Source organism: Colwellia demingiae, from assembly GCF_007954275.1.
Taxonomy (GTDB): domain Bacteria; phylum Pseudomonadota; class Gammaproteobacteria; order Enterobacterales; family Alteromonadaceae; genus Colwellia; species Colwellia demingiae.
The window spans coordinates 64,989-80,879 of record NZ_VOLT01000015.1 but is presented as its reverse complement, the minus strand read 5'-3'; the positions used below and the strand labels follow the sequence as shown (position 1 = coordinate 80,879).

The following is a 15,891-nucleotide window of genomic DNA, read 5'->3' as shown; positions in this document are numbered from 1 at the left end:
TCTAGGCATGATCACTGTTGCCACTTTGGAGACATTAGCTAACAAGCGCCAAACAAGGCTTCGGATTAGATTTTGTATTGATAATGCTTCAAAAAGAGGATTGTATTAGAGCAATTTGAAATACACAGCGAGCCTTTAGCCTCTAAAAGTGTACAATGATGCCGACAAAAGCACCTTTAAATTCAAGATCTGTATATAAGTTGTTTAAATCTTCAAATTCCATTTTAACGGCCCGATACCCTAAGTTCAGATTAAAATCCACACTAAAGCTATCAACTAGGTCGTAATTTAAGCCAACTTGATAGTCGTAAAGTGAGTGGTCATCTATCAATAAAAAATCACCTTGGGCAAATACACTTAGACCCGTTAATCGTAAGCTAATGTTAGTGGCAACATACAACATAGGCATAATGTCGTCGGTCTTTATTTTACCTGTAGTAGTAACAGAGCTTGTTGTTGATGTTAATGTGTTGCAAAACTCATCCCCGGGAGTGTATATTCCAGGCACAGCAGCGCATGGTTTATGAACATCCAGAGTGGTCTCAATAATTGTTGTCCCTGTAACAATAATATCAAAATCCCTAGCGGTTAATCCCAAATCAAATGAAAATAAACCGCTATCAAATAATTGATAATATAAGGTGTAATCGACATAACTGACGTTAAAACTAGCATCAAAATCGTCACCAGCTGAAAAGGTTTCACCACCGAAGCTAAATTCTTGCGTTAAAGTAGTGTTACCTGTGGTATCGAGAGAGGTACTTGAAATACGTGCATTAGGGAGCAAAGGAAAAGGATGTTCAACCGCAACAAAGTAGTTAATTTGCTGTTCTTTTTTTAAATTAAAGTCAATTAGCGCATTTTTTTCACCCAAAATACCATTTGCTTCACTTTGCCAAATTTGACCGCCCAGATATAAACCAACTGTATCTGCTTGTACGTTAGCAGTAAAAAGTACAGCAAAAGTTGCTGCAAAAGCCATTTTTTTCATCTAGTTACTATCCTTGTTTACGAATGGTCATGTTCCATGTTTAATATACTCGCCATCACCTTTATAACCACAAGAGATCATAAAAATTGATATTAATATACTAATCTATTTGTAACTTATATTTCGATTCAAGTTAAGAAAAACCAACAGTGCTATATAAATAATTCATTTTAATATCAATCTATTAGTAATAATACGTAAAAACCTTATACTTAGTAAAATTAGTAACAACTACAAGAAAAGCCTTAGATTCCCGCTTATCTCTTTTACCAGTGAGCTTGGTACTTCTTGCTCTGTGGCGTATTTATCCCAGTGTGATACGGCTTCGATTGTTTGATTTAGTACATCATCTATTTTTCGTTTGCTAAAGATTGGACTCAGTTTTTCAAAACTGTAGAAATCATCTCGGGTGAAATTATCTTGTTTCCCGTTGAGTGTCATCCAATGTTTACTTACCCAATGACTATCGGGTTTGTAGCTATAGGCTAAATCATAAGCGGGAGCTAATTGCCATTTATGCTCTTTATCTAACAAAAATCCAAAGTTTTTGGCGTGATCATCGTGATTTCGAGATATTACGTTAAATACCATGCGCTTAAATAGCTGCATTGCATCATCTGGACTCAGTTTTAATTTTCTTGCTGTGTTAAACAATTCAGCATAAGAGTATGAACCTATTTGTTTGTAACTTACATGCTCAAGTCCGTTGAGTGTTTGTACGTGTATTTTGTCATTGCCGTTTCGATCAAATCTTTCGGTGATAAAATGTCTGCGTTTGCCTTCATTAAGTAAATGGCAAGGCATCATATCGATACCACATTCTTTTGCTAATAGGTGGTAGGTATATTCCATCGCCCCATACCCCATAGGATCACCAAAAGTCTCTTGATTTTTATTATGTTCACTCACACCGTCAAATTTCATCAAATAATGAGTAAAACCTTCAGGCGCATCAGTTTGACCTGAACGAACTTGAGTTAAGTCATTATTGAAAGCAAGCACCGCTTTTGGCCTTGCACCACCCGCGCTCATGCCAACTGACATGAGCGACATCATTGCTTCTTTGTCTTCTTGACCATTATTTTCGAGATTCACATTAAATTGTTGCCGTTTATCTAATACGTCTTGTGCGATAGAAACGAGCGATTCAATGTGTATTGGCTGTGATGCATTAAGATTTTTTCTTTTTGTCGCAGGTGAATAAGTTAAAGCTCCCATACCGCGCATCCCTGTGTACTGTAAACGTTGTAACGGCGTGATATTACTGGTTGATTTACCTTGGCTAGCTATCCAAGCATTCATTACAGCATTACCAAAATCATCAGGCAGTGAGTCGGCGATAAGCCCTGGTAGTCCCTTAAAAGTATTCTGGTCTAGCTGGGGAAATGAATAAATCTTTTTAGCCAGTGGCATTTTTATTGGTGATAATTAGATACCTGTTTTGATAAAGCTGGGGAAGTATTCAAACGACCCCATTTGGGTATCGGTGTTGTAGCTAACGGCACCTACGTCAAACGCTTTGTACTTAACTTTTATAACTTCCATTACCATGAGAGAGCATCCTTACTTTGGTTGCTATTTTTGGTATCTATTTTACTGGCACTTTTACGTGCGCTAGTTGCTCTTTTGCGTTCTTTACCCTGAAGCTCCATTAATTGAACCGGAGATAATTCTTGTTTTGGGATAAACGAATGAAGTTGCTCTGTTAGATCAAGCGCGATGAGAATAGCTATCATTGATTCAAGCGTTGATTTACCTTTTTCGCCATTCGTTATAGCTTTGAGGGATAAACCTGCTTTATTGGCTAATGCTTTCTGGGTGAGGTTTGCATTGAGTCGGGCGGTTTTAATTCTATCGCCTAGTTCACTCGCAATGGCATGCGCTGTCAATTGATCAATATTCATAATACGCCCTTAAAGATGTTTTATACGGGATATACTCAAGTATAACCCCTAAAAGGAGTATTACACGACAACCACAAGTAATCAACAATAACGCAATATAACCCTTTATGGGATGATTAACTGCTAAAAATGGCAACAAAAACCCCTAAAGGGATTGTTATCTATCCTGAGTCAATACAGAAAAAGGCACTAATATGCCCTACTCACCCCCTGACTGTTCAGGCTGACATTCAATCGAAGGCAATTAACATCATTGAATAACGACTTTATCACCGTCGGCAAGCCTTTCTGCTCCCCTTATCGCAACATTATCACCGTCTTTAAGTAAGCCAGTTATCGCAACACGTTCTTTATTGCCTTTGCCAACAACAACGGCTAAACGAGATACGGTGTTGTCTCTATTCACTTTAATTACGTAACTGCCACTTTTACGTAAAATAAGTGCATCCCTTGGCACGGTTAGGCTTGCTGTTGCTTTTTGAGTCGGAACACTAATACCAACAAGCTGACCTGCAGCCCAGTGCTTATTAAGTGCTTTAGGTATATTAATCCTAACTTCAAATGTTTGTGATCTTGGATCAGCTCTTGGGATTTTAGCGGTAACTGCAGCTAACGTTTTTTGTTCGTTTGCTGACAGGGATAATTTGTCACCTTTATTGATAAAAGCGAGGTACTTAATAGGGATGTATAATCGCGCTTCTAAATGTTCGGTATCAAGTAATCTAAGTAAAATATCACCACGGTTTACTTCACTACCCACTCTTATCAAGCGCTCAGTGATAATGCCGGCAAATGGCGCGGTAATGATGGCACGTGACAATTGCTCATTTATTTGTGCTAGTTTTAGTTGGGCAATTTCTAAATCTGCCGCGGCTAAATCATGCTCAGAACGCATTTGATCTAACGTAAACTGTGAGACTGCTTGTGTTTTACTCAGCTCTTGTAAACGTGACAATTCATTTTTGATATACGCTACATTAATTTTTGCACGACTGATCTGTGCTTTTTGCTCTGCTTGACGCAGCTGAATAGGTATTAAGTCCATTCCCGCAAGTTTATATCCCTGAGCTACAGAATCCCCAGGTTCTACCAAGTAATCTACTCTTGCGTTTAAAGAAGCTGTTATTGGGATGTGTGATCTACTATATAAAGTCGCGTTTAGTTCCGTTTTTGCTGCCATCGGCATATTAATCACAGGTGCCACTTTCACTGGTTTTTCTACTACTTTTTCAACGGCATCGGCAGCAAAACTTACTTGCATAAAGTTCATAGCAATAAGGCTAGCTATTGCTACTTTTTTTATCATTTTGTGTGCAACTTTTGTTGGCACAGTGTTTATTTTCGCTAGGTTTACTTGATTTGCTTTTAACATGAAATCCTCTTAACGATTATCAATATCAATCTCACCTAATGAATGAAACTGGTATAACTCGTAATTATTTTTATGCTGCTGACATGGACACTATATTTGTTGCAGGTGAAGCATGTTTACCTTGTGTCATTCTAAGTAAGCTTGGGAACAACACTAAGGTGAATATAGCGCTCACCGCCATACCTCCTACGATTACAGCAGCTAACCCACGATATATTTCACTACCAACACCTGGCATTAACATCAAAGGCAACATGCCAAATAAACTGGTTAATGTGCTCATATATACAGGTCGAGCACGAATACGAATAGCTTGAGCAACCGCATCACAGCGAGACAAACCTTCTAATCCACCTTGATTGGTTTGATCGACAAGTAAAATAGCGTTATTGACTACCAAGCCAAGTAAGATAATAAACCCGATCATCGTTAATAAATCTAAAGATTGATAGGTGAAAATATTTAAGATACTTAGTCCGATAACGCCACCTGCGGTAGCTAATGGCATCACTAATAAAACCATTAAGCTGTCTTTTGCTGACTTGAAAAGTGCTGTCATCAGTAAAAATAATATAAGCAAGGCTAAGATAAAGTTATTGATCATATCGCTGATTGCAGAAGCCATCTGATTAGCATTACCACTGAGAGAAATAGCCGAATTTTCTGGCAGATCTAACTGCATTTTAGGTATAACTTTTTCATTAATAAGCGCCGTTGCTTCTTCGAGTGACATGGTCGCTGGTGGTGATACTTGAATGCTGACGGTTCGCTTACCATTGATTCTTTTTAACTCAGTAGGACCTGCTGATCTTGTAATTTTAGTTAACTCACCTAATGTTTGAATGCCAGCTAAAGGCGTATGCATCGGCATCATGGCAAGTTCGTCAGGCGTTTCCCATTGCTCACCACGCAATATAATATTAGATCTATGGTTACCATCGAAATACTCGCCAATAAATAAACCACTGGTGTAAGCGCTAATAGCCCTAGCGACGTCACTACGATTTAAACCCGCTTGGGTAATACGTTGATCATTGGGTAGTAAATTTAGTTCTGGCTCAGCTAAGTTAAGGCTTGGAATAGGAAATGCGGTGGTGTTTGGCATATCCGCTTTAATCGCAGCAATACCGGTCTTTGCTACCTCCATTAATCCTTCGATATCGGTACCATGAATATCTATATCAATTGTACGGCCATTACCATTGCCAGAGATATTAATCATAGAGCCACGAAACATAAATACGTCGGTATCTGGCAAACCTGAAAATACATCCGCTTTAACCACTTTCATTAGCTCTTCAACCCGGCTCGGGTCATCGGAATAGATAAAGCCCCCCGTTGCGTTAGAGCCAAACGAGTAAAAATTATAACTTTTTATTTTGGGTGTTTTATCTCCTGTTAAGTACGGAGCTAAACGCTTTTTAACAAGACTCGCCATTTCATGTTCAATAAAGTCAACATTGCCTCCTGGCGGCATATCTAGGCTGAAAAAGAAACCATCTGTTGGTGCTCTAGGCATGAAATCTGTTTTGGGTAATAAGGTAAAAGTAACGATCAATGAGCCAGCAAGTAAAAGGCTGATCCAAGTTACTCGTTTAAATTTACTGTTAGTTAACTTCATAACTAATACAGTAAGTCGCTCCCAATAAGGAGCGAAAGGGTCAATATCAGACTCGTCTTTTAACAAGTATTTGCTGGCAATAGGTAATACGGTAATCGCGGCAAGTAGTGAAGCAATAACAGCAATAGAAAGCGTTAGGGCTAAGTCTGAAAAAAGTTGCCCTTCAATGCCTTTCATAAATAATATCGGCAAAAATATGGCTACACTAGTTGCCGTTGAGGCAAATAAAGCGCCCGTAACTTCGGTTGTACCTTTGAGCACCGCTTTATGATTATCCATACCTTTACTTTTGAGTCGGACAATATTTTCTTGAACAATAATCGCGGCATCAAGCACCAAACCAACAGAAAAAGCTAAACCTGCAAGGGAAATAACATTAAGTGTTCGATCAAAAAGACTTAAGGCAACAAAAGCGACTAATAAAGAAACAGGAATAGTAATCGCAATGATCAAAATATTTCGCATGCCTCTAAGGAATAACCATAAGATAATAACTGATAATAATACGCCTAAACCTAGGTTATTTTGTACCAGAGATAACGCATTACGAATATGCACGGAAGAGTCAAAACTTAAATCTATTGTTAATCCTTCTGCTTTTAACGGTCCGTCATTCAGTTCTTTAATGGCGATATTAATTTTATCAAGTAAGGCAACTATATTTTCACCATTTTGACGCTTCAACGTAAGGTAATACGACGGTTGTCCGTTACGTAAGTTGAACCCTTGTCTGTCTGCTAAAGTATTCTCTACTGTAGCTATATCTTGTAAATAAATGGGTCTTTCACCACTATATCCAATGATCATTTCGGTGAGATTATCTAGGCTATACTGACCAGAAAAGCGAACCACGTATTGACGACGGCCCACATTAACAGTACCTGCAGACGTATCATTTGAGCTGGTAATTACTGAGCTTATTTCAGCAATAGATAAACCTAACGAGGCTGTTTTAACGGGGTCGAAGGTGACTCTGATTTCTCTTTGCCTGTGGCTAGCGAGGTTAACTTCACCTATGCCTTGAATTCGTGCAAACCTTGGCTCAACTACATCTTCAATGAGTTTTTGATATTGACCAAAATCTTCTACCGGATTGTCTGGCAAGGTTTTAATCATCATGGTTGCAGTATTACCGCCACCACTGGCTGAAACGACAGGTTCAATTGCGTCAATGGGTAAAGGCGGAACTTGGTTAAGGTTATTGATGACATCAAGCATGGCTTTTTGCATGTCAGCGCCAACATCAAACGTTAGAAAAATTCGCCCGAAACCTTTGTTTATAGAGGTATTAACCCGAATGACACCTTGCGTATTCTTCACCACATTTTCGATAGGCTCAATAATTACAGATTCTAACTCAGACGGAGCTGCACTTCGCCAACCTGTGAATATAGTTATTTGGGGTTGTTCTATATCAGGGGTTAATTGAATAGGTAATTTAGCAACACTTAATAGGCCAAAGACCATAATTAAAACGACAATAACAATAATTGCTGCGGGGTTTTTCAGAGCAGCTCGTGTGTAGTTCATCTAACCAATCCGTAATAGAAGCAGCGAACATTGTATTATAGTGTTTGTTAAAAATATCAGTATTTAGGTAAATTGATGTAAATAAATGTGTCTATAAGTAATTCCTTTAAGTGTTTATTAATCAATAAGAACCTCCCTACTCTTCATCACCTTAATTACTGAACGCTTTAGTTGTGATTGCACAAAAAAACCTTTTCATTATTGAGTGCCGTAACTTCTTGGGTTAGTGGGTCTAGCCAATTGTTTTTAGTCTCACTTGAACTGCTTGTATGGTTAAGTTACTTCGCTATACAATACGGATGTTTTTAATCATCCATTAAGTATATCTCTTGAAAATTGACTGGAATACCAGCGTGAAACCCAGCTTAAAAAGCAACCTTAAATTAAGTAATCGATTACAGAAAATTGAACAAATGGTGACAGCACAATACGATCATATTTGGGATTGCTGTTGTGATCATGGCTTGCTTGGTTGTGCTTTATTGTCGCGACCAGAAGCCACTACGGTTCATTTTATTGATATTGTTCCCCAGCTAATGACTGAACTAGAAAGCAAGCTTCACCGTTTTTATTCAGGTTCAACTTGGAAAACTCACTGCCTTGATGTAGCAAAACTGCCTTTAGCGCAATATAAGGGCAAACACCTCATTATTATTGCGGGCATTGGCGGTGATTTGATGATTGAGTTTATTGAGGCAATATATAAGAAACACAAAGATTTAAATATTGATTTTTTACTCTGTCCCGTTCATCACCAATATCCATTACGTCAGAAGTTAATAGCGCTAGATTTTAGTTTGAAACACGAAGTGTTAATTGAAGAGAATCGACGTTTCTATGAAATAGTCTTGGTTTCAACGACAAGTACAGAAAAGAAGAATATTAATCCAGTTGGCGATGAAATTTGGCAGTCACAATCAGGTCTACAATCTGACATTGCTGATAAATACTTGAAGAAAACCCTTAATCATTACCAACGTATTCAACAAGGTTTTCATCAAGGTAAGACAAACGACGTTCAACACATCATTGATGCTTATCACGCCGTAAAGCTATAATTTAGCGGGGAACTAATACTCTTCGTCAGCTGAATAACTCACCACTTTATTAGCGATTGAATAGGAAAATCCTTTTGATATTAAATGGCGTAACGCTTTTTGCTTTAATTTAATATCTTCAATGGGATCTTCCCCAAACTTTCTGATTTTTAGAGTGAGTGCTTTATCAAAGTAATCCTCGTCAGATGTTTCTATCGCACTAACGCAATCATTGATAATTTGGGATGAAAAGCCTTTGGCATAGAGCTTCTCTTTTATTTTGTTCGGACCTATGTTTTTCTCTGCAAAACTTATCGTTAAGCGCTCTGCATATCGACGATCATCAACAATTCCTCGCTCTATTAGATAATCGAGTGCCGGTTCATTGAATTGTTTATCGTCTTTAAAGAGTAAGTTTGCTTTTTGTAGCAATGTTTTCGCTGAGTAATCACCATATCTTTCGATCATCCACTGCATATATGATTTTACGCGGTCATAAGAAATGACTTGTGGCTTGGCATCTTGTTTTCTTTTATACATGGTAATGTGGAATCCTGTCGCTCAGTATCCGTTAATTCGCTGCTATGCTTCTGCGGGCTTTTGATAGCCAGAAGTTCGACTCAGAAATATTTCTACGCCAATAAAAGCAAAAGGAACAATTGAGGCAACAAATAAAGACAACCAAGTGAGTAATGACCATTGCTGCTTATTAGAAACGATTAGCGATAAAAATAGGTAAAGCATGAATAATACACCGTGTGTCATACCCAGTTGAAAAACAAAATCTCGACTGACCAAACCAAATGAAATACTTAAAATTGCTAAAAAAGATAAGCCTTCTAAAATGCTGATGACACGAAAATACTTGAGCATTAATATTACCTGTAAAACGAAAAGCGGTATTATCCTGTGCTAGCCCTATGGGGTCAAACTTATAATGATAGTTAAGCTAAAAATGAGCGACTTTTATTAAAAGCTGGCAATCGATAAAGATGAAATAAAGAATACTTACTTTGATTTCATCCTTATCTTTTTAAGCGGTTTAGCTAATACGAAGAGATTCACTATATAGCTGATTACACGGACATTACCCCTGCTTATGCACAATATAAAAGTAACGCGTAACAAACTATATTTACTGCAGGTCAATGTAATTAACGATTAGGTGATTCGAGTACATTTTAGTCGTACTCTATTTTTATTGGCTATAATCTGTATTTATTAACACAGCCACCTGAAAACTATAATTTTTGAGTGATACAAAACCATGATTTTCACTACCCTTAGTGCCTTAAATTAAAATACTGAGCATCAGTATGAGATATCGTTTCGCATCTTCATTGCAGACGTTACTTACTTTTCATAGCACGTTTAAAAACGAGTTCATCAACTGATTTTTTAACAAAATCGTATTGATGGTAATCGTCATCAACAATTTCGTTGTCTATTTTAACAATATCTAAATCAATAGTACGCGGACCATTTTTATTGCTGGTTCGTATTCGCCCCAATTGAACCTCTATGCTTTTCAAGTGTGCTTTTAAGTCGGTTGCATTAAGCGCAGAATTAAATGAAAAGGCCGTATTAGTAAAATCTGCCTGCTCAGTAAATCCCACAGGTTCAGTGCTCAGTAATTTGGCCATACTTGCCTGAGAGTCTATTTTTTTAATCAGCTCAAACGCTTGGTGTATATTTGTTTGTGCATCAATGTTTGAGCAAACAGCGACAATATAAAACGGCATTAAGCTGAACGTTCCGCAGTAATAGAAACATTTTTTGCGTAGCGTAAAGCGCCGGGCTTGGCAACTTGCAACTTAGCGTGCAATACACCATCAAACGAGATAATTAAGTCTAATAGGACGCCTAGTAACCGTTCAATGGTTTTATAACTGGAATTAAGCACTACCTCTAAAATTTCTTTATTGATGGTACGATAATTAACACAATCTTCGATGTCATCAGATAACATCGCTTTGGATATGTCTGCGTCAATCCAATAATCAATAATGAGTTTCTGCTTGTTCTTGCGTTCTTCTTCCGTGATGCCGAGAATGGCGTAGATCTCTAGTTTTTCAACATATATGCTGGACATTGTAAGTGACTCCCTCCGTCTATCTGTAGTGTTTGGCCTGTAATAGAATTGTTTTTTGATAAAAACTCAATCGCTGAATATAAATCAGCTAACGGTACTCTACGCTGTAAAAGATTAATATCCTTGCTATCTATTTGAGTAGCTACTTTAGCACTTCCTATGTTACTTTCCGGGGTACTAGTTGAATCCATCGCTTCTAAAACAAATCCCGGTGCTATCGCATTAACTCGCACATTGGGTGCGCATTCTATAGCTGCCAATTCAGTTAATGTTTCTTGAGCTTTTTTTGAAATGAAATACGCTGATTTATTGGTATAAAGGTGCGATAAATTGGCATCTGAAATATTAATAATTTGGCACGGCTTGTTTTGTTTTACTAACGCCTGTATTAACAACCAGGGGCTCGTAAGATGTATATTAAGATTGCTTTGAATTTGCGCTAAAGACGATTCAAGTAATGAACCTTGTCCAAACACTGAGGCACTGTTTATCAGTAATTCAATATGAGCAACTTCAGTGAGCAATTCTTCAAACCGTTGCTCAATTGTCGCTGGATCATCTAAATTTGCCTGCCATAAAACAACCTTGATATTGTGTGCTTCTAATTGCGTTTTTAATGCAATTGCAGCAATTTCAGAGTGATTGTAATGCAGCACAATATTCTTACCGCTTTTGGCAAATTCTTGATTGAGGAACGCGCCGATGCGCTTTGCTCCTCCTGTCACTAATACCCAAGCAGTACTGTTCATCAATCTCTAATCAACTGCAAAAACTCAGCGCGGGTGTCTTTGCATTTCATGAACGAACCGAGCATACATGAAGTTTTCATTTCAGAGTTTTGTTTTTCAACACCACGCATACGCATACATAAATGTGATGCAGACATGACAACACCAACCCCTTTTGCACCGGTAACATCCATAATTGCATTAGCAATTTCTTGCGTTAAATTCTCTTGAATTTGCAAACGACGTGCGAACATATCTACTATACGAGCTAGTTTAGATAATCCTAATACCTTGCCATTTGGGATATAACCAATGTGGCAACGACCAGTAAAAGGTAACATGTGGTGTTCGCACAATGAATAGAGTTCAATGTTGTTAACCACTACCATTGAATTGCAATCCGAGCTGAATAAGGCTCCGTTGATAACAGAATCTAAATCTTGCTCATAACCTTGAGTAAGAAACTTCATTGCTTTGGCTGCGCGTTTTGGTGTATCGACCAAACCTTCACGGCTTGAATCTTCACCTATTTGTTCAATAATCGATTTAAAATTTTGTTCCACTGGGTTACCTGCTTATTATATTAATTTGTTATGATTTGAGACGGTTTGAGATGATTACATGCTGATCTATTAAGATTACATTGCCGCCAGCACCTTTAATAGAGACTCTTGAAGGACCGCTTTCACCGCTAATAGATTTTTGTATTATATCGACACCTTGAGCCTCAAACGTAATTGACTAGGTATTATCGCTAAACTTATCGAAAATGCACCTAATTTCATCTTATACTCCTTAGATTCATCAAAATGTTAATAGCAGCGTTTGTTAAATTTTAATAAAATAAGGTATCGCCACTAAGATAATGCCAACAATAAGCAACATAGTTACACTGGACATAAAATATGGAAAAACAAAAAGCGATAAACCGATACAGAAAGGAACAATAGCTCTTTGCTTTTTACCGTACATGAAATAGCCAATACCTATACCACCAAAAAGAACACTCCAAACCATTATTGATGCACTATCCATTTAAAATCCTCTGATTAGGGCCTGTTGATCTTTCGAGATTGTTTTTGCAGCGATTTTTTAGGTATTTATACAAGGTAGAGCCTTTGTCATGTGGTTATTTCACATAAAAATGGCGATAACGCCGTAAAAATGATCAAAAAACGCTGTCCGAAGGATTCGGTTAGCTAAAATATAAAACGAAGTAGAACAAAACCAAGGGTTACGTGTTCAAGCCTTCGTTCTTGTTTTGTTTTTTATGCCACACTAGACATAATAGTAAATCAAGTAGCCCACTAAGATAGGTTGCGAGTAATGGGATTATTGTAAGCTGATATGCATGTTCATAATCTTCTGGGTAATATGAATCACCCGCTAAAAACCAAGCTGAAATAGCACCTACAATTAACCAAATGACTGATGCCATTCGCTTATGGCTAGGTGCTGTGACATAGCCAACGATAACCACACAAAAAGCAGCAACAGAGCCAATAGCCGGTTTTTTCCATATGCCAACTAAATCGGCGAGTAGTCCTGCAGCAACTGCGGAGAATACAAATGAAATAATGACTATCACAAATGATAACGTAAAACCTCTAACTTGATTCATACTCAGCCCCATTGAAAACACAATCGTCTATTATGTAGACGTACTAAAAAGCTTATCTATCGGAATATTAGATAACTTACACTAAATAATCGATTAAATGGTGTATTTTCATTAAATTGAGTTGAGAAAAGATTTAAAACCTATAAGTCGTTGAAGCAATAAAGCTTTCTTTTAAGGTATAAAGCAATACTGCTGCACCATTGCATTTAGGCAGACAAACTAACCCAGATGACCGTAATATTCCTTACAGTTAAGACTTAGCTTATATAAGAGACAAAAAAAATTATTCTTCCTATACTAAAAAATATATTTCTTATTTTTTGGAAAGACCATGGCTATAGCAAATATATTAAAGACCTACCTGCAACAACAAGAAATAGAATACCGGCTAATTATTCATCCTCACAGTAGCAGTAGCATGGAGACAGCAGAGATGGCTCATGTACCTGGAGATGCTCTGGCTAAAGGTGTTCTACTGAAGGATGAAGAGAGTTTTCTGCTAGTTGTGTTGCCATCCGACTATTATATAGAGTTGGATATACTGTGTGAGCTATTGAAACAAAAAGTCGAATTAGCTTCGGAGTCAGAGGTAGAGCTATTGTTTCCAGACTGTGAAGTGGGGGCGGTACCGCCTATTGGATTTGCCTACGCAGTCCAAACTATCTGGGACCACACTAGCAGTCTTGGTCGGCAGGATAAAATTTATTTTGAGTCTGGAGATCACCAACACTTGGTATGCATTACTGGAAAGCAGTTCCATGAACTTATGACTTCTGCGGAACGTAGAGAGTTTAGCTACCATATTTGAACTAATTCCTTTCTGTCGATAGATAAGAGCAACGGGAATACGTGTTACACAGCACTCTATCAATATTGTGAGCATAATCACTAGCACTGTATTTTAGGGATATCTCGCCATTGGCTGGTGTACTGAGGGCTTAAAAACTCTCGTCGCATTTTCCACTTTTCATGATGTCCTTCAGCGGCCAATTTTAATGTGCTATCTCCGTATCTGTAATTCACATTATCTAAACATTTCATTACGTTACTATTAGTGTGATCGGGCATAAATAAGTCTGGCTGTATAAACGTTTTGCTATTTAATTCGATTGCACCTACACCACAGCGGTAAAACTTTATCCCTACTTTGTATATAGAATCGATGACTTGGTTTATCGCGCGCGCCATTTCACAGGTATTCTCGGTCGCTATGATAAATGGAAAAACAATGGCTTGTTTGTAATATAATTCATCATGTGGCGAGTTAGAGGCAAATATCATTAATTTTTTAATGAGTGAGTTTTGTCTCCTCACTTTCCTTCCAACAATGGCTGCGTGTGTTACCAACGCTGAGCGTAATTCATTCTTTGTGGTTATGCGCTGTCCAAAACTTCGTGTTGAAAAAATCTCTTTTTTGGGTGATTTCACCTCGTCCCAAGACAAACAACTGATACCGTTAAGTTCATTCACGGTTCTTTCAGTCACTACGCTAAATTGTTTTCGTATGTTCTTAGCATTTTGTTTTGCTAATTGAGCGGCATTATTAATGCCCTCAAGCCTTAAGCGTTTCGCTATTTTACGCCCAATACCCCATACCTCATCTACCTCCATGCGGTTCAGTATTTCATCTCTGCTTATTGCGCTATTAATAACGGCTACACCATTAAAGCCAGAGAGTTTTTTAGCTGCATGGTTTGCCGCTTTTGACAGTGTTGCTGTTTCACCAAAACCAACACCGACTGGAAGTCTAGTTTCTTTCCAAATGGCTTTTCTTATTTGATGTCCGTATTCATGCCAATCCTTTATACAGCTTTCATAATGGTCAAAATATAAAAATGACTCATCAATGCTGTATATATACTGGTTATCACAAAAGCGGCTGATGACATTCATCATTCGTTCGCTCAAATCCGCATACAGCTCATAATTTGAAGAACGAACAACCACGCCATGCTTTTCAAGCAATGACTTAACTTGAAAGTAAGGTATAAATTTTGGAATACCAAGGCGTCTTGCAATCGGACAAACAGCGCAGATACAACCATCATTATTGGTTAAAACAACAACGGGTTTATTACGTATGCTTGGGTCAAAAACTTTTTCAGCACTTGCGTAAAATGATACCGCATCAACTAAAGCATACATGCCGCTAACTCTGGAGATTTATGATGTAAGCGAATAGAGCGAGTAACAACGCCCTCTAATGAAAATTCATCTTCAGGGGTAATTGAGACAGGCGCAAAATCAGCTGAGGCCGATAATAGCCTAGCTTGTACCTTGTCAATTAATTTGCAGACGAAACAACCATTATAATTAGCCACAATAACATCACCATTTCTAGCGGTTAATGACCTGTCGACAATGAGAATATCGCCATCAAATATCCCTACCCCTTTCATTGATTGACCAGAAGCCTGCCCGATGAAGGTGGCATTGGGATGTTTTATGATTAATTGATCAAGCGATAAACCTAATTCTTTATATTCTGCCGCTGGAGATTCAAAGCCTGAAATACCAGCTTCGGCATATATTGGGATAACTTTCATATAAAAACCGCACTATACTGTAATTATGTACAGTATATTGCGGTTTACTTAATTTATGAAGCACTGAAGTCATAATTTGATTTTCGATGGCTATTTGAAATGATTCGTCTGGGTGTTATCTGATCACTACCCAAGTGAGTAATAGGTTGTTCTTCTTATCCATACTGATGAACTTATATAATCATCGTACTTGAGAAGTTAGAGCAGCTTTTAAACAGCACTAACAAGAATGTTATCGAAGGCTTGGCTTTAATTTTTAGTGTTAGTTATGGCTTTTACTGATTATCTTTAGTTGAGTTAACTGAGGTAAAGAGCATCAAGTCATAACAGCACTCTAAGTATAGTTTCATCTAATGTTACATCTTGATTTTAAGTACAACAAAGGTAACGCGTAACCAATAGATAAAAATAAAAACCTTATATAACAGGTGCTTTTGTGATAACCATTG

18 protein-coding genes are annotated in these 15,891 nt (G+C 37.7%); 2 read left to right on the top strand and 16 right to left on the bottom strand.

The features are described 5' to 3' along the window. Positions 1-142: 142 nt before the first annotated feature. The 6 genes from ESZ36_RS20950 to ESZ36_RS20930 all read right to left on the bottom strand — a co-directional run bounded on the left by ESZ36_RS20950 (position 143) and on the right by ESZ36_RS20930 (position 7,418). Positions 143-991, bottom strand: a complete 849-nt coding sequence (locus ESZ36_RS20950; RefSeq protein ID WP_146791491.1) for a TIGR04219 family outer membrane beta-barrel protein — start codon at positions 989-991, stop codon at positions 143-145. 231 nt (positions 992-1,222) lie between these two features. Further along, positions 1,223-2,410 carry a type II toxin-antitoxin system HipA family toxin gene (locus ESZ36_RS20945; protein ID WP_342779756.1) on the bottom strand — a complete coding sequence of 396 codons (1,188 nt, stop codon included), beginning with the start codon at positions 2,408-2,410 and terminating at the stop codon, positions 1,223-1,225. Between the two features lie 9 nt (positions 2,411-2,419). Further along, positions 2,420-2,542 carry a hypothetical protein gene (locus ESZ36_RS23100; protein ID WP_281285061.1) on the bottom strand — a complete coding sequence of 41 codons (123 nt, stop codon included), beginning with the start codon at positions 2,540-2,542 and terminating at the stop codon, positions 2,420-2,422. Next, positions 2,536-2,895, bottom strand: a complete 360-nt coding sequence (locus tag ESZ36_RS20940) for a helix-turn-helix domain-containing protein (protein WP_146791489.1) — start codon at positions 2,893-2,895, stop codon at positions 2,536-2,538. The genes ESZ36_RS23100 and ESZ36_RS20940 overlap by 7 nt, the downstream gene beginning before the upstream one ends. A 250-nt stretch (positions 2,896-3,145) precedes the next feature. Further along, positions 3,146-4,267, bottom strand: a complete 1,122-nt coding sequence (locus tag ESZ36_RS20935) for an efflux RND transporter periplasmic adaptor subunit (protein ID WP_146791487.1) — start codon at positions 4,265-4,267, stop codon at positions 3,146-3,148. Between the two features lie 70 nt (positions 4,268-4,337). Beyond that, positions 4,338-7,418: an efflux RND transporter permease subunit gene (locus ESZ36_RS20930; RefSeq protein WP_146791485.1), complete on the bottom strand. Its 3,081-nt coding sequence runs from the start codon at positions 7,416-7,418 to the stop codon at positions 4,338-4,340. Positions 7,419-7,771: 353 nt separating this feature from the next. Between ESZ36_RS20930 and ESZ36_RS20925 the strand changes: the two genes are divergently transcribed. Next, positions 7,772-8,476: a tRNA (adenine(22)-N(1))-methyltransferase gene (locus tag ESZ36_RS20925; protein WP_246129190.1), complete on the top strand. Its 705-nt coding sequence runs from the start codon at positions 7,772-7,774 to the stop codon at positions 8,474-8,476. Positions 8,477-8,488: 12 nt separating this feature from the next. Here the strand turns inward: ESZ36_RS20925 and ESZ36_RS20920 are convergent, their stop codons facing one another. The 8 genes from ESZ36_RS20920 to ESZ36_RS20885 form a co-directional block, all read right to left on the bottom strand. Beyond that, positions 8,489-8,995, bottom strand: coding sequence for a regulatory protein RecX (locus ESZ36_RS20920; RefSeq protein WP_146791482.1), 507 nt, complete (start codon positions 8,993-8,995; stop codon positions 8,489-8,491). Between the two features lie 42 nt (positions 8,996-9,037). Continuing rightward, complete coding sequence (locus ESZ36_RS20915) at positions 9,038-9,328, bottom strand: DUF3817 domain-containing protein (protein ID WP_146791480.1); 291 nt, start codon at positions 9,326-9,328, stop codon at positions 9,038-9,040. Between the two features lie 476 nt (positions 9,329-9,804). Beyond that, on the bottom strand, positions 9,805-10,197 hold the full coding sequence (gene folK / locus ESZ36_RS20910) for a 2-amino-4-hydroxy-6-hydroxymethyldihydropteridine diphosphokinase (protein WP_146791478.1): 393 nt from the start codon (positions 10,195-10,197) through the stop codon (positions 9,805-9,807). Then, entirely contained in the window at positions 10,197-10,547 is a 351-nt protein-coding gene (locus ESZ36_RS20905; RefSeq protein WP_146791476.1) for a dihydroneopterin aldolase, read from the bottom strand. Before ESZ36_RS20905 ends, folK begins: the two co-directional genes overlap by 1 nt. Further along, positions 10,520-11,296 carry an SDR family NAD(P)-dependent oxidoreductase gene (locus ESZ36_RS20900; protein WP_146791474.1) on the bottom strand — a complete coding sequence of 259 codons (777 nt, stop codon included), beginning with the start codon at positions 11,294-11,296 and terminating at the stop codon, positions 10,520-10,522. The genes ESZ36_RS20905 and ESZ36_RS20900 overlap by 28 nt, the downstream gene beginning before the upstream one ends. Further along, on the bottom strand, positions 11,296-11,838 hold the full coding sequence (gene folE, locus ESZ36_RS20895) for a GTP cyclohydrolase I FolE (RefSeq protein WP_146791472.1): 543 nt from the start codon (positions 11,836-11,838) through the stop codon (positions 11,296-11,298). The genes ESZ36_RS20900 and folE overlap by 1 nt, the downstream gene beginning before the upstream one ends. Before the next feature lie 265 nt (positions 11,839-12,103). Beyond that, positions 12,104-12,310, bottom strand: a complete 207-nt coding sequence (locus ESZ36_RS20890) for a hypothetical protein (RefSeq protein ID WP_146791470.1) — start codon at positions 12,308-12,310, stop codon at positions 12,104-12,106. 199 nt (positions 12,311-12,509) lie between these two features. After that, the gene (locus ESZ36_RS20885; protein WP_170235909.1) at positions 12,510-12,896 is read right to left on the bottom strand and encodes a hypothetical protein; all 387 of its coding nucleotides are present in this window, start codon (positions 12,894-12,896) and stop codon (positions 12,510-12,512) included. 331 nt (positions 12,897-13,227) lie between these two features. Between ESZ36_RS20885 and ESZ36_RS20880 the strand changes: the two genes are divergently transcribed. Further along, the gene (locus ESZ36_RS20880; RefSeq protein ID WP_146791466.1) at positions 13,228-13,704 is read left to right on the top strand and encodes an aminoacyl-tRNA deacylase; all 477 of its coding nucleotides are present in this window, start codon (positions 13,228-13,230) and stop codon (positions 13,702-13,704) included. Positions 13,705-13,784: 80 nt separating this feature from the next. Here the strand turns inward: ESZ36_RS20880 and ESZ36_RS20875 are convergent, their stop codons facing one another. Next, positions 13,785-15,041, bottom strand: a complete 1,257-nt coding sequence (locus tag ESZ36_RS20875) for a Y-family DNA polymerase (protein ID WP_146791465.1) — start codon at positions 15,039-15,041, stop codon at positions 13,785-13,787. Beyond that, positions 15,029-15,442: a LexA family protein gene (locus ESZ36_RS20870; protein ID WP_011043491.1), complete on the bottom strand. Its 414-nt coding sequence runs from the start codon at positions 15,440-15,442 to the stop codon at positions 15,029-15,031. Before ESZ36_RS20870 ends, ESZ36_RS20875 begins: the two co-directional genes overlap by 13 nt. Positions 15,443-15,891 lie beyond the last annotated feature (449 nt).

Coding starts and splice junctions, on each gene's coding strand:
- ESZ36_RS20950 (WP_146791491.1), bottom strand. CDS start 991: ATGAAAAAAATGGCTTTTGCAGCAACTTTTGCTGTACTTTTTACTGCT.
- ESZ36_RS23100 (WP_281285061.1), bottom strand. CDS start 2,542: ATGGTAATGGAAGTTATAAAAGTTAAGTACAAAGCGTTTGACGTAGGT.
- ESZ36_RS20940 (WP_146791489.1), bottom strand. CDS start 2,895: ATGAATATTGATCAATTGACAGCGCATGCCATTGCGAGTGAACTAGGC.
- ESZ36_RS20935 (WP_146791487.1), bottom strand. CDS start 4,267: ATGTTAAAAGCAAATCAAGTAAACCTAGCGAAAATAAACACTGTGCCA.
- ESZ36_RS20930 (WP_146791485.1), bottom strand. CDS start 7,418: ATGAACTACACACGAGCTGCTCTGAAAAACCCCGCAGCAATTATTGTT.
- ESZ36_RS20920 (WP_146791482.1), bottom strand. CDS start 8,995: ATGTATAAAAGAAAACAAGATGCCAAGCCACAAGTCATTTCTTATGAC.
- ESZ36_RS20915 (WP_146791480.1), bottom strand. CDS start 9,328: ATGCTCAAGTATTTTCGTGTCATCAGCATTTTAGAAGGCTTATCTTTT.
- folK (WP_146791478.1), bottom strand. CDS start 10,197: ATGCCGTTTTATATTGTCGCTGTTTGCTCAAACATTGATGCACAAACA.
- ESZ36_RS20905 (WP_146791476.1), bottom strand. CDS start 10,547: ATGTCCAGCATATATGTTGAAAAACTAGAGATCTACGCCATTCTCGGC.
- ESZ36_RS20900 (WP_146791474.1), bottom strand. CDS start 11,296: ATGAACAGTACTGCTTGGGTATTAGTGACAGGAGGAGCAAAGCGCATC.
- ESZ36_RS20890 (WP_146791470.1), bottom strand. CDS start 12,310: ATGGATAGTGCATCAATAATGGTTTGGAGTGTTCTTTTTGGTGGTATA.
- ESZ36_RS20885 (WP_170235909.1), bottom strand. CDS start 12,896: ATGAATCAAGTTAGAGGTTTTACGTTATCATTTGTGATAGTCATTATT.
- ESZ36_RS20880 (WP_146791466.1), top strand. CDS start 13,228: ATGGCTATAGCAAATATATTAAAGACCTACCTGCAACAACAAGAAATA.
- ESZ36_RS20875 (WP_146791465.1), bottom strand. CDS start 15,041: ATGTATGCTTTAGTTGATGCGGTATCATTTTACGCAAGTGCTGAAAAA.
- ESZ36_RS20870 (WP_011043491.1), bottom strand. CDS start 15,442: ATGAAAGTTATCCCAATATATGCCGAAGCTGGTATTTCAGGCTTTGAA.